General features: G+C 56.6%; 13 protein-coding genes. 8 read left to right on the top strand and 5 right to left on the bottom strand.

Features of this window, described 5'->3' with window-relative positions; genetic code table 11:
* Positions 1–77 precede the first annotated feature (77 nt).
* Positions 78–1124 carry a YeiH family protein gene (locus tag L350_RS20530; protein WP_022648702.1) on the top strand — a complete coding sequence of 349 codons (1047 nt, stop codon included), beginning with the start codon at positions 78–80 and terminating at the stop codon, positions 1122–1124.
* 64 nt (positions 1125–1188) lie between these two features.
* Entirely contained in the window at positions 1189–2046 is an 858-nt protein-coding gene (gene nfo, locus L350_RS20535) for a deoxyribonuclease IV (protein ID WP_032623904.1), read from the top strand.
* 74 nt (positions 2047–2120) lie between these two features.
* Here the strand turns inward: nfo and fruA are convergent, their stop codons facing one another.
* Genes fruA through fruB form a run of 3 tightly spaced genes read right to left on the bottom strand, consistent with a single transcriptional unit; the run spans position 2121 to position 5891 of the window.
* The gene (gene fruA, locus L350_RS20540) at positions 2121–3806 is read right to left on the bottom strand and encodes a PTS fructose transporter subunit IIBC (protein ID WP_032623903.1); all 1686 of its coding nucleotides are present in this window, start codon (positions 3804–3806) and stop codon (positions 2121–2123) included.
* A 16-nt stretch (positions 3807–3822) separates the two neighbouring features.
* Positions 3823–4761, bottom strand: coding sequence for a 1-phosphofructokinase (fruK, locus tag L350_RS20545; protein WP_006811313.1), 939 nt, complete (start codon positions 4759–4761; stop codon positions 3823–3825).
* Positions 4761–5891, bottom strand: coding sequence for a fused PTS fructose transporter subunit IIA/HPr protein (gene fruB / locus L350_RS20550; RefSeq protein WP_022648705.1), 1131 nt, complete (start codon positions 5889–5891; stop codon positions 4761–4763). The genes fruK and fruB overlap by 1 nt, the downstream gene beginning before the upstream one ends.
* Before the next feature lie 75 nt (positions 5892–5966).
* Between fruB and L350_RS24525 the strand changes: the two genes are divergently transcribed.
* Entirely contained in the window at positions 5967–6146 is a 180-nt protein-coding gene (locus L350_RS24525) for a hypothetical protein (protein ID WP_146877062.1), read from the top strand.
* 103 nt (positions 6147–6249) lie between these two features.
* Complete coding sequence (setB, locus tag L350_RS20555) at positions 6250–7431, top strand: sugar efflux transporter SetB (RefSeq protein ID WP_032623902.1); 1182 nt, start codon at positions 6250–6252, stop codon at positions 7429–7431.
* Here the strand turns inward: setB and L350_RS20560 are convergent.
* The gene (locus tag L350_RS20560) at positions 7428–7682 is read right to left on the bottom strand and encodes a YkgJ family cysteine cluster protein (protein WP_032622476.1); all 255 of its coding nucleotides are present in this window, start codon (positions 7680–7682) and stop codon (positions 7428–7430) included. The genes setB and L350_RS20560 overlap by 4 nt on opposite strands.
* 164 nt (positions 7683–7846) lie before the next feature.
* Between L350_RS20560 and yeiP the strand changes: the two genes are divergently transcribed.
* On the top strand, positions 7847–8425 hold the full coding sequence (gene yeiP / locus L350_RS20565; protein ID WP_032623901.1) for an elongation factor P-like protein YeiP: 579 nt from the start codon (positions 7847–7849) through the stop codon (positions 8423–8425).
* A gap of 116 nt (positions 8426–8541) precedes the next feature.
* Here the strand turns inward: yeiP and uxuA are convergent, their stop codons facing one another.
* Positions 8542–9732: a mannonate dehydratase gene (gene uxuA / locus L350_RS20570; RefSeq protein ID WP_022648722.1), complete on the bottom strand. Its 1191-nt coding sequence runs from the start codon at positions 9730–9732 to the stop codon at positions 8542–8544.
* Positions 9733–9937: 205 nt separating this feature from the next.
* On the opposite strand from uxuA, the gene L350_RS20575 reads away from it, so the two are divergent.
* From L350_RS20575 to L350_RS20585, 3 genes are all read left to right on the top strand, one after another.
* On the top strand, positions 9938–11404 hold the full coding sequence (locus L350_RS20575) for a mannitol dehydrogenase family protein (protein ID WP_032623900.1): 1467 nt from the start codon (positions 9938–9940) through the stop codon (positions 11402–11404).
* Positions 11405–11527: 123 nt separating this feature from the next.
* Positions 11528–12514 carry a CobW family GTP-binding protein gene (locus L350_RS20580; protein WP_032623899.1) on the top strand — a complete coding sequence of 329 codons (987 nt, stop codon included), beginning with the start codon at positions 11528–11530 and terminating at the stop codon, positions 12512–12514.
* 33 nt (positions 12515–12547) lie between these two features.
* Positions 12548–13243 carry a phosphatase PAP2 family protein gene (locus L350_RS20585; protein ID WP_032623898.1) on the top strand — a complete coding sequence of 232 codons (696 nt, stop codon included), beginning with the start codon at positions 12548–12550 and terminating at the stop codon, positions 13241–13243.
* Positions 13244–13360: the final 117 nt, after the last annotated feature.

Below are 13360 nucleotides of genomic sequence, written 5' to 3'. Positions count from 1 at the left end.
GATTGATTATAAATATATAATCAATTTTATTTTTAAGCCAGAGCGCCGTAACCTTTAGCCAGACAAAGGAGAAGGTTATGTCAGAAATCACCTTACAACATCATCGTACAGTGTGGCACTTCGTGCCGGGTCTCGCGCTCAGCGCCGTGGTTACCGGCGTGGCCTTATGGGGTGGCAGTATACCGGCTGTTGCCGGTGCAGGGTTCAGCGCCCTGACGCTGGCCATTCTGCTCGGCATGGTGGTCGGGAACACCGTTTACCCGCATATCTGGAAATCCTGCGACGGCGGCGTGATTTTCGCCAAGCAGCATTTATTACGTCTCGGGATCATCCTTTATGGCTTCCGTCTCACCTTTTCGCAGATTGCGGATGTGGGTGTCAGCGGGATTGCCATCGACGTCCTGACCCTTTCGAGCACCTTTTTACTGGCGTGCTTTATCGGCCAGAAGATCTTTGGACTGGACAAACAGACCAGCTGGCTGATCGGTGCGGGTAGCAGCATCTGCGGCGCAGCGGCTGTACTGGCAACAGAGCCGGTAGTCAAAGCCGAAGCCAGTAAAGTCACGGTTGCCGTCGCGACGGTAGTTATCTTCGGTACGCTGGCGATCTTCCTGTATCCAGCCATGTATCCGCTGGTGGCGCACTGGTTTAGCCCGGAAACCTACGGCATTTATATCGGCTCAACCATGCACGAAGTGGCGCAGGTGGTGGCGGCAGGTCACGCCATTAACCCGGAAGCGGAAAACGCGGCGGTCATCGCCAAAATGCTGCGCGTGATGATGCTGGCCCCGTTCCTGATTTTCCTTGCGGCGCGGGTTAAACAGCTGGCTCCTGCAGGCGGCAGCGAGAAAAGCAAAATCACCATTCCGTGGTTTGCGATCCTGTTCATCGTGGTCGCTATCTTCAACTCTTTCCACCTGCTGCCAAAAGCGATGGTGGATATGCTGGTCACGCTGGATACGGTCCTGCTGGCGATGGCAATGGCGGCGCTGGGCGTCACCACGCACGTCAGCGCGCTGAAAAAAGCCGGGGCGAAACCGCTGCTGATGGCGCTGGTGCTGTTCATCTGGCTGATTGTTGGCGGCGGTGCGATTAACCTTGCGGTACACAGCCTGTTGGCATAAACCATCTCGTCCTTCTCCTGTTAACCCGCTATCATAGGCATTTCGGGTTAACAGGAGTCTTTTTATGAAATATGTTGGAGCGCACGTCAGCGCTGCCGGTGGCCTTGCGAATGCCGCCATTCGCGCCGCCGAAATCGAGGCGACCGCTTTCGCCCTGTTCACCAAAAACCAGCGCCAGTGGCGCGCAGCTCCCCTCACCGCGGAAGTGATTGATGACTTCAAAGCCGCCTGCGAGAAATACCGCTATGGGCCTGGGCAGATCCTCCCGCACGACAGCTACCTGATTAACCTCGGCCACCCGGTTGCTGAGGCGCTGGAAAAATCCCGCGAAGCATTCCTGGATGAGGTTCAGCGCTGCGAACAGCTGGGGCTGACGCTGCTGAACTTCCATCCCGGTAGCCATCTGATGCAAATCGACGAAGACGCCTGTCTGGCGCGCATCGCCGAGTCCATCAACATGACGCTGGATAAAACCCAGGGCGTGACGGCGGTGATTGAGAATACCGCCGGTCAGGGCAGCAACCTCGGCTTTAAGTTTGAGCATCTGGCGGCGATCATCGACGGCGTGGAAGACAAATCCCGCGTGGGCGTGTGCATTGATACCTGCCACGCGTTTGCCGCCGGGTATGACCTGCGCACAACCGAGGCCACGAAAAATACCTTCGAAGAGTTCGAGCGTATTGTTGGTTTTAAATATCTTCGCGGTATGCACTTAAACGATGCGAAAAGCGCGTTCGGCAGCCGCGTAGACCGTCACCACAGCCTGGGCGAAGGTAATATCGGCCACGATGCGTTCCGCTTTATCATGCAGGATGCCCGCTTCGACGGCATTCCAATGGTGCTGGAAACCATCAATCCGGATATCTGGGCAGAAGAGATTGCCTGGCTGAAGGCACAGCAGACCGCTGAACAGGCGGCATAAAAAAAGCCGGGCGCTTAACGCGACCCGGCTTTTTTGTAGGTCGGGTAAGGCGAAGCCGCCACCCGACACCTCTTTTAGGCTGCTTTTGCGACCACTTCCGCTTCCGGGCGCTTCAGCACCGCGTAAGACAGACCCGCCACCAGCGTACCGGCAACAATCGCCAGCAGGTAGCCCAGCACCGGCGTGATGGCGCCAGGGATCAGCAGGACGAACAGACCGCCGTGCGGTGCCATCAGTTTCGCACCTACCGCCATGGAGATAGCTCCCGTTACCGCACCGCCGACGATACAGCATGGCAGAACACGCATTGGATCGCGCGCCGCAAACGGGATTGCGCCTTCGGTAATGAAGCACAGACCCAGCACCAGCGCCGCTTTGCCGCCTTCCTGCTGCGCTTTATCGAACTTACGACGGGCAATGATTGTCGCCAGGCCAAGTGCCAGCGGAGGCACCATACCTGCCGCCATGATCGCCGCCATCGGCGCGTAGGTCTGGGTACTCAGCAGGCCAACGCCGAACGCGTATGCCGCTTTGTTTACCGGACCGCCCATGTCGGTACACATCATACCGCCGAGGATTGCGCCCAACAGCACCGCGTTCGCCGTCCCCATGGTTTGCAGCCAGTGGGTCAGACCTTCCAGAATGCCCGCGACCGGCTTACCAATCAGGTAAATCATCGCCAGACCGACCACCAGGCTGGAAATCAGCGGGATGATCAGGATAGGTTTCAGCGCCTCCATACTCTGCGGCAGCTTCAGCTTAGAGCTGATGAGCTTCGCCACGTAACCGGCAAGGAAACCGGCGATGATACCGCCGATAAAGCCAGAACCGGTGCTCACGGCCAGCATACCGCCGATAAGACCCGGCGTCAGACCCGGACGGTCAGCAATGGAGAAGGCGATAAAGCCCGCCAGCACCGGCACCATCAGCGCAAACGCGGAGCCGCCACCAATCTGCATTAAGGCTGCCGCCAGCGTGCCCTGCTCTTTAAAGGCTTCGATACCAAAGGCAAAGGAGAGCGCAATACACAGGCCGCCCGCCACCACCATCGGCAGCATGTAGGAAACCCCGGTTAACAGGTGACGATAGGCACCCGCAGACTCTTTCTTACCTTCGCCAGGCGTTTTAGCCGCACCGGTCGCCTGATAAGGTTTGGCTTCCGCCAGCGCTTTATCAAACTCCTGCGCAGTTTTCTTCAGCGCCAGGCCGGTTGAGGTGCGGTACATCGGCTTACCGGCAAACTTCGCCAGATCCACTTCGATATCGGCCGCCACGATCACCAGATCGGCTTCGGCCACCTCTTCCGGCGTGATGGCATTACCCGCGCCAACAGAGCCGCGAGTTTCAACCTTCACCCACCAGCCGCGTTTTTTCGCTTCGGTTTCAATGGCTTCAGCCGCCATAAAGGTGTGAGCCACACCTGTCGGGCAGGCCGTTACCGCAACAATGCGTTTCGGCCCAGCGGCGGCAACCGGCGCCGCCTCAACAGGTGCGCTGTAAACCGTCGCATGACCTTTTGCTTCGCTCAGAAACAGTTCAGGGTGTGCCACCGCGCGGTTAATATCGCCCAGCCATACTTTTTTGCCGTTCAGGGCGCTGTCCGCGGGGATTTTGTCGCCCAGAACAATCGCCATTTCAGCATCACCCGGGTTATCAATGATATCCAGGTGCGCTTTTTGTGCCGCCGCGCCCAGCAGGGTCTTCGCCATATAGGCACGAGCCTGTCCGAGACCGGAGTCAATGATCAGCAGCGTTTTCATTATTCCTCTCCTGCTGTTAGTTAAAAGGTTTTAAGTCAACGCGCGCCATCATCGCGGCTAACTGGGTACGATCGGTAATACCGACATTGCTCTGGCTCACGGCCAGGGCCGCAACGGCGGTAGCAAGGCGTAGGGTATGTTCACTGGATTCGCGCATCAGCAGACCGTAGATCAGGCCGCCAACCATCGAATCCCCGGCACCCACGGTGCTGACCACTTCCATAGAAGGCGGTTTGGCAATCCATTCCCCGGAGGCGTTAACCCACAGGGCACCTTCTGCACCCAGCGAAATCACCACATGAGCGATACCCTGCTCGCGCAGCGCATGGGCAGCGTCAATCACATCCTTTAATTCTGGCAGCTTACGGCCCGCCCAGATTTCCAGTTCACGGCGGTTAGGCTTAACCAGCCATGGCGAGGCTTTCAGACCGGCGACCAGCGCGTCGCGGCTGCTGTCAAAAATAATGCACGGGCACTGGCTGCGCAGGCGCGTCATCCAGTCGGTGAACGCTTCCGGGCTGACGCCGGACGGCAAGCTGCCGCTGACGCACACCATGTCAAACTGGCCCAGCCAGCTCAGGGAATCGGCAACGAAGCGCTCCCAGTCAGCCGGGGTCACTTCGAAGCCGGAGAAGTTCAGATCGGTCACTTCACCGTCTTTCTCGGTCAGCTTAACGTTAATACGGGTACGGCCCTGCACAACCTGAAAACGGTTGGCGATGCCCAGTTCACTGAACAACTGCTGAAAACCGTCCTGGTTGTCTTTGCCAAGGAAGCCGCCAACGGTGACATCGATGCCGAGATCTTTCAGCACCTTCGCCACGTTAATCCCTTTCCCTGCAGCATGCAGGCCGGTGGTTCGCACCAGGTTAACTTCGCCACGCTCAATTTCCGGGCAGAAGCCCACCAGATCGTAAGCCGGGTTCAGCGTAATGGTCGCAACACGTCTGCTCATTATGCGCCCTCCCCCAGACCGGCCGCGATGGCGTCGCCAATCGCTTTCAGCGCCTGTTCAGCATCAGCACCCTGCGCGGTAAAACGCAGACGATGGCCTTTCTTCACACCCAGCGCGACAACTTTCATCAGGCTGCGCCCGTTGGCTGGTTTACCCGAACCGTCCAGATTGGTCACGGTGATCTCACTTTCAAATTGTTTAATGGTATTCACCAGCATGGTGCCCGGACGGGCATGCAGGCCATGTTCGTTACGCACCACGTACTCCGCGCTCAGCAGGTCGTCCGTCAGCGCATCGTCGCTGGTCAGCAGGGCCAGCACCGTCGCCGCGTCTGCGTTCAGCAGTTTTTCAGCTTTATTGTTCAGCAGCAGATCGCCAAGGCGCTTCAGCACGGAAACCGGCTGATCGTCAGCCATGGCAACCGTTACCAGCATCGCGGCGCGTTCGCCGTCTGTCTCAAAGGCAACCGCAGCACGGCTGACCGCGATAGCACTGCGCAGGTTGCCTTCAGCACTGTCGTTCAGCCAGATGCCCTGACCCAGGTTTAAAGGCTTATCATTGATGGTGCGGGTCACAAAGGCGGTATCAGCCGCCCCCACCTCTTTCAGGCGAGCCGCGTTCAGCGCCTGGAGCGTCACCAGATCGGACGCGACGACGTCCAGCATCAGGGTTTCATTATCCAGCTTCAGCGCTTCGCTCTGTTTTTCGCCCATCAGCAGGGCACGCAGCTCTTCAGCAGTGGTGGCGGATTTAAGCTGTTCCGCGACGGCATCATCGCTCAGCACGTGCGTCAGCTGACGCAGCAGGCCCAGGTGTTCGTCACCGCTGGCCGCGATACCGATCGCCACGTAAGCCACCTGCCCCTCGCCCCAGAGCACGCCCTGCGGGAACTGGTAAACCTGCACGCCGGTTTTCAGCACCTGATCGCGGGTGTCCGTGGTGCCGTGCGGAATTGCAATACCGTTACCGAGGAAGGTGGAGGTCTGCTGTTCACGCGCCAGCATGCCGTTGACGTAGCCGTCCGCCACGTTGCCAGCCTGCACGAGCGCAGCGGCGACCTGGCGAATAGCCTCTTCTTTATTCCCGGCCTGTTCGCCCGGGTGGATATCCTGAACAGATAACTGGAACATGATTCTCCTCTCCTGCTGAAATTGAATCGTTTCAGCTTAACTGAGAAAATATGCGCTAACCTGCTTCTACAGGACATGCAAGATAGCGCTGAAACGTTTCAAGAAGTCTTGTCTTTTCTACAAAAGGTTGCAAGAAAAGTTACATTTCTTGTTGCAGAATTTAGAAGTGCAGCACATTTCTTCTTCAATAGGGAGGTTTTTGCTGATGTTCAGCAAACATGTTCAGCACGCTTCAGCGAAACAGCGTTAAACTGAAATGCTATTTTGATTTATTGTGGCAATCTTGATTTTGCCCTCTGTTTATTTAATGACAGGCGGCGTAAACTCCGCCTCTCTCTGTTACTCGCAAAGACTGAACATGCATAACACCCCCGCTGCCGCCTCACCAAAGCCCTTTGATTTGACGTCAACGGCGTTTTTGATCGTTGCTTTCCTCACCGGTATTGCCGGTGCGTTACAAACGCCTACGCTGAGCCTGTTTCTGACCAACGAAGTCCACGCGCGTCCGGCGATGGTTGGCTTCTTCTTCACCGGGAGCGCCATCATTGGCATCCTGGTCAGCCAGTTTCTGGCCGGGCGTTCCGACAGAAAAGGCGATCGCAAAAGCCTGATTGTTTTTTGCTGTCTGCTAGGCGTTTTCGCCTGCGTGTTGTTTGCCTGGAACCGCAACTATTTCATTCTGCTGTTTGTTGGGGTGTTCCTGAGCAGCTTCGGCTCGACCGCCAACCCGCAGATGTTCGCCCTTGCCCGCGAGCACGCCGACCGCACCGGGCGGGAAGCGGTAATGTTCAGCTCGATACTGCGCGCGCAGGTGTCGCTTGCGTGGGTGATTGGCCCCCCGCTCGCCTACGCGCTGGCAATGGGTTTTGGCTTTACGGTGATGTACCTCAGCGCGGCGGTAGCCTTCGTGGTGTGTGGCGCAATAGTATGGTTCTTCCTGCCTTCCATGCGTAAAGAGCCGAAAGTGGCGACCGGTACGCTGGAAGCACCGCGGCGTAACCGGCGCGACGCACTACTGTTATTCATTATCTGTACGCTGATGTGGGGAACGAACAGCCTCTATATCATTAATATGCCGTTGTTTATTATTGATGAGCTGCATCTGCCGGAGAAGCTGGCCGGGATCATGATGGGAACCGCCGCGGGGCTTGAGATCCCCACCATGCTGATTGCGGGCTATTACGCGAAGCGCTTCGGCAAGCGCTTTTTGATGCGCATCGCCGCCGTTGCAGGGCTGCTGTTTTATATCGGTATGCTGACGGTTCATACGCCAGCCCTGCTTCTTGCTTTACAGCTGCTGAACGCCATTTATATCGGCATTCTGGCCGGTATCGGCATGCTCTACTTCCAGGATCTGATGCCGGGTCAGGCAGGCGCTGCCACCACCCTTTATACTAATACCACCCGCGTGGGCTGGATTATTGCAGGCTCACTGGCGGGCGTTGTGGCTGAAATCTGGAACTATCATACGGTGTTCTGGATTGCGCTGGTGATGTGCGTCCTGACGCTGAGCTGCCTGACGCGGATCAAAGACGTTTAAGGCGCGGTGAGCGCTTCCAGCTCAAGCAGGTAAGTGATGGCCTGCTGGCGCGTACTGCCGCACATTTCGGCGTCAGGCTGGAGCCCGGAGCACACCTTCGGGCGTAAAGGCGAGCCAAAGATCATGCACAGGTTGGAGTCAGAGAGCTGAACGCAGCGGGTATTGGCAGGCTTGCCTTGTGGCATGCCTGGAATGGGGCTTGAGATGGACGGTGCGGTACAGCACGCGCCACAGTCGGAACGACAATCCATACATGCTCTCTGTTGGTGGCAGATGCCCGCGCAGTCGGGCATTGCGCGCACAGTAACACCTTTTATGTATTGATAGCAAAACCCACGAATTCCGCTTGCCTGAAAGGCCGCGCGCGAGTAATTTGGCGCGATATTTTTTACCTCCCGTAAACAGGATTACTGCAATGCCAAGAGCGAACGAAATCAAGAAAGGTATGGTACTGAATTACAACGGCAAACTGCTGATTGTGAAAGATATCGACATTCAGGCACCCAGCGCCCGTGGCGCAGCAACGCTGTATAAAATGCGTTTCTCCGATGTCCGTACCGGCCTGAAAGTGGAAGAACGTTTTAAAGGCGACGATATCGTGGATACCGTGACCCTGACCCGTCGCTACGTTGATTTCTCCTACATCGACGGCAACGAATACGTGTTCATGGATAAAGAAGATTACACCCCGTATATCTTCACCAAAGATCAGATCGAAGAAGAGCTGCTGTTTATTCCTGAAGGTGGAATGCCGGACATGCAGGTGCTGACCTGGGATGGCGTGCTGCTGGCGCTGGCGCTGGAGCTGCCGCAGACCGTTGATCTGGAAATCGTTGAAACGGCACCGGGCATCAAAGGCGCGTCTGCAAGCGCGCGTAACAAACCGGCTACCCTGACTACCGGTCTGGTCGTACAGGTGCCAGAATACCTGTCAGCGGGCGAGAAAATCCGTATCCATATCGAAGAAAAACGCTATATGGGTCGCGCTGACTGATTGTGGCGTTTGCCGGGTGGCGGCTGCGCCTTACCCGGCCTACAAAAACACAAAAACCGGCCTCAGAGCCGGTTTTTCGTAGGCCCGGTAAGCGTAGCGCCACCGGGCAATCAGGCTTACAGAAGCTCTGGATACTTCGTCATTTTCAGCGCCAGCTCGATACCGCGCACTTCCGCCATCCCTTTCAGACGGCCAATCGCCGAATACCCTGGATTCGTTTTCTTGCGCAGATCGTCCAGCATCTGATGCCCGTGATCCGGACGGAACGGGATAGGACGTACATCCCCCGCCTGCTTACGACGTACTTCTTCAGAGAGAATGGCATCCACCACCGCAACCATGTTCACGTCGCCGCCAAGGTGGGCTGCTTCATGGAAGGTTTTTGGATTCTCTTCACGGCAGGTTGCACGCAGGTGAGTGAAATGAATGCGATCCCCAAAGGTTTCGATCATCCGCACCAGATCGTTATCCGCACGCACGCCGTAAGAGCCCGTACACATGGTAAAGCCGTTGTAGATGCTGTCCACCGTCTCTTTTAGCCACTGCATATCCTCAATGGTCGACACGATACGCGGCAGGCCGAGGATTGGGCGCGGAGGATCGTCCGGATGGACCGCCAGCCGCACGCCCGCTTCTTCTGCCACCGGCACGATAGCGCGCAGGAAGTGCGCCATGTTTTCACGCAGCTGGTTTTTATCGATATCGCCATATTCCGCCAGGCGCGCGCGGAACTGATCGAGGGTATAGCCCTCTTCCGCCCCCGGCAGGCCCGCGATAATATTGCGAACCAGCTTCTCAATGTCCGCTTCACTGGCGGCATTGAACCACGCCAGCGCCTGCTGCTGCTCTTCGGCGGTGTAGTCTGCTTCCGCCCCCGGACGCTTCAGAATGTGCAGCTCGAAAGCCGCAAAAGCGATTTGATCGAAACGCAGCGCCTTCGAACCATCGGCCATTTCATATTCCAGGTCGGTACGCGTCCAGTCCAGAATTGGCATAAAGTTATAGCAGACGGTATCAATACCGCAGGCCGCCAGGTTACGAATGCTCTGCTGATAATTCGCAATCCAGGTTTCACACTCACCGGAGTGGGTTTTGATATCTTCGTGAACCGGAATACTTTCCACGACAGACCAGGTTAGACCCTTCTCTGCCAGCTGTGCCTGACGCTTTTGGATTTCCTCCACCGGCCACACCTGACCGTTCGGAATATGATGCAGCGCCGTGACCACACCCGTTGCGCCAGCCTGACGCACATCATCAAGAGAAACCGGATCGTTCGGCCCGTACCAACGCCAGGTTTGTTCCATTGCCCCACCCTCTCAAGTTGTTATACCAATATGGATTACCTCAATGACGACTACCATACATGTTTAATCGAAGTGGTCAACACAGCGCGCGACATTGATTGATCAAACTCACATAACCGGGATATTTACGGCTTACCAATTTAATTTGTTGTCATATAACTTTACACTGGCATTGTTAATTAATGGTTAATCAGGTGTGTACTACATGAAGACTATTGCCTCCACCGCGCTTCCTGCTCATGTCCAGCAGCCCCGCTACGATCGCGAGCAGTTACGCTCCCGTATCGTCCATTTCGGCTTTGGCGCGTTCCACCGGGCGCATCAGGCGTTGTTAACAAACCGGGTGCTGAACGCCAAAGGAGGCGACTGGGGTATTTGTGAGATTAGCCTCTTTAGCGGCGATGTTCTCATGCGCCAGCTCCGCGCGCAGGATCATCTGTTTACCGTGCTGGAGAAAGGTGCCGAAGGCAATCAGCCCATTATTATCGGTGCGGTAAAAGAGTGCCTGAACGCAAAACTCGACTCGCTGGCAGCCATTATTGAAAAGTTCTGCGAACCGCAGGTGGCCATTGTCTCCCTCACCATTACCGAAAAAGGCTACTGCATCGATCCGGCGACGGGGAAACTGGATATGCACAACAGCCGCATTCTGCACGATCTTGAGCATCCGTCTGAGCCGCATTCCGCGCCGGGTATTCTGGTCGAAGCGCTTCATCGCCGCCGCGAGCGCGGCCTGCCAGCGTTTACCGTGCTCTCCTGCGACAATATTCCCGACAACGGCCACGTGGTGAAAAATGCCGTTCTCGGCATGGCCGGAAAGCGATCCGCAGAGCTGGCCGGATGGATCGAGGCGCACGTGAGCTTCCCTGGCACCATGGTCGACCGAATCGTGCCCGCCGCCACTGACGCCTCACTCGCGGAAATCACCCAGGAACTTGGCGTTGAAGATCCCTGCGCCATCAGCTGTGAACCGTTCATTCAGTGGGTAGTGGAAGATAACTTTGTCGCCGGGCGTCCGGAATGGGAGGTTGCAGGCGTACAGATGGTTGAGGATGTCCTGCCCTGGGAGCAGATGAAGCTGCGGATGCTGAACGGCAGCCACTCCTTCCTGGCGTATCTGGGCTACCTTGCCGGCTACGCGCACATAAATGAATGTATGCAGGACGACAGCTTCCGCGAGGCTGCCCGCAGGCTGATGCTGAATGAGCAGGCCCCTACGCTGCGCATCACCAACGTCGATCTGACAGCCTATGCTGACAGCCTGCTTGACCGCTTCGCCAACCCGGCGCTACAGCACCGCACCTGGCAAATCGCTATGGACGGCAGTCAGAAGCTGCCTCAGCGCATGCTGGATGGGATCCGCATGCATCTTGAGCGTAACACCGCCTGGCCATTACTGGCGCTGGGCGTCGCAGGCTGGATGCGCTACGTCAGCGGGACGGACGACCAGGGCAACGCCATTGACGTGCGCGATCCGCTGAGCGACAAGTTTCAGGCCATTGTCGCTACCAGCAGTGACGCAGAACGCGTTAGCGCCCTGCTGACGCTAAAAGAAATCTTTGGCGACGACCTGCCGCAAAACCCTGTCTTTGTCGAGGCAATCACCGGCGCGTACCAGCGCCTCGTCCGGCTCGGCGCGCGTCAGGCCGTTATCGAAACGTTAAAAATTTAGCGATTATTGCGTTTAAGGCGAACGGTTTTACGCTCCGTTCGCCCTCCCTCTTCTCAATGCCCGATTTTTTCGTCAGGATGATAGATAGTTGTCACTACATCACAATTATTTATCGGAGCGCACGTGACCAAAACCAACCTGATCACCGGCTTTCTCGGCAGCGGTAAAACTACGTCCATTCTGCATTTGCTGGCCAATAAAGATCCGGCGGAAAAGTGGGCCGTGCTGGTCAACGAATTTGGCGAAGTGGGGATCGACGGCGCGTTGCTCGCCGACAGCGGCGCGATGGTGAAAGAGATCCCGGGCGGGTGTATGTGCTGCGTGAATGGTCTGCCGATGCAGGTCGGGCTGAATACGCTGCTGCGTCAGGGCAAGCCTGACCGTCTGCTGATTGAACCCACTGGGCTGGGTCATCCGAAGCAAATTCTTGATTTACTGACCGCCCCGGTCTACGAGCCGTGGCTTGAGCTGCGTGCGACGCTTTGCCTGCTCGACCCCCGCCAGCTGCTGGATGAAAAAGCGATCAATAACGACAATTTCCGCGACCAGCTCGCCTCGGCAGATATCATCGTGGCGAATAAATCCGATCGCGCGACGGCTGAGAGTCAGGCCGCGTTCAATGCCTGGTGGCAGCAGGCTGGCGGTGGACGTCAGTACGTGCAGACCACCCAGGGCAACATTGATGGCGCCCTGCTCGATCTTCCCCGCCTCAACCAGGCGCAACTGCCTGCCAGCGCAGAGCATTCACATAGCCACGGCGCGAAGCAAGGTCTGGCTGCGCTGAGCCTGCCCGAACATCAGCGCTGGCGTCGAAATCTGAACAGCGGCCAGGGACACCAGGCCTGCGGCTGGATCTTCGATGCCGATACGGTTTTCGACACCATTGGTATACTGGAATGGGCGAGACTGGCGCCGGTTGAGCGGGTAAAAGGGATCATGCGCACCCCGGATGGTCTGGTGCGCATTAATCGTCAGGGCGAGGATTTCTTTATAGAAACCCAGAACGTCGCGCCACCCGACAGCCGGATAGAGTTAATTAGTGCGGTTAATACCGACTGGAATGCCCTCCAGTCAAGCCTGTTGAAGCTTCGTTTAAGTTTGGGCGGCTAACGTTGCCCCTGATTTCACACATTGCTGAAGACTATGACGACTCGACTTCCTGCTATTTTATTGCTCAACGCTGCCGGTCTGGCGCTCTTTTTCTCCTGGTATATCCCGGCGGATCACGGTTTCTGGTTCCCGCTGGATTCCGGGCTGTTCCACTTCTTTAACCAGGCGCTGGCGAAGAGTGAAGCCTTCCTGTGGCTGGTGGCGATCACCAACAACCGCGCGTTTGACGGCTGTTCGCTGCTGGCAATGGGCTGTCTGATGCTCTCCTTCTGGCTGAAGGAAGACAAAACGGGTCGTCGCCGTATTCTGATTATCGGCCTGGTCATGCTGCTGGCAGCCGTGATTATCAACCAGCTGGCGCAGCATCTGATGCCGGTTAAACGCGCCAGTCCGTCGCTCTCTTTCCCGAATATTAACCGCGTCAGCGAGCTGCTTCATATTCCAACCAAAGACGCCTCGAAGGACAGCTTCCCGGGCGACCACGGTATGATGCTGCTGATTTTTGCTGGCTTCATGCTGCGCTATTTCAGTAAAAAAGCCTTCGCCATCGCCCTGGTTATTGTGGTGGTATTTGCATTCCCGCGGGTGATGATTGGCGCTCACTGGCTGACAGATATCGCCGTAGGCTCCCTCACGGCGGTGTTAATTGGTTTACCCTGGGTGCTGATGACTCCCCTGAGCGATCGCGTAATAAGTATTTTTGATCGCTATCTTCCCGGCAAATTTTAACAAGTCTGAAACAAATAAATAACGCTAATTAACACCATTCATCAGGGATCGTTTTCGATCCCTGAGTCACTTCTTTCCGGTATCATTCAGCGCTGTCATCATTCCGTCATACAATTC

Origin of the sequence: Enterobacter sp. MGH 4 (assembly GCF_000534735.1) — a bacterium.
In the GTDB taxonomy this organism is placed as follows: domain Bacteria; phylum Pseudomonadota; class Gammaproteobacteria; order Enterobacterales; family Enterobacteriaceae; genus Enterobacter; species Enterobacter intestinihominis.
The sequence above is the reverse complement of the archived record's forward strand: the minus strand, read 5'-3'. Positions and strand labels throughout refer to the sequence as shown.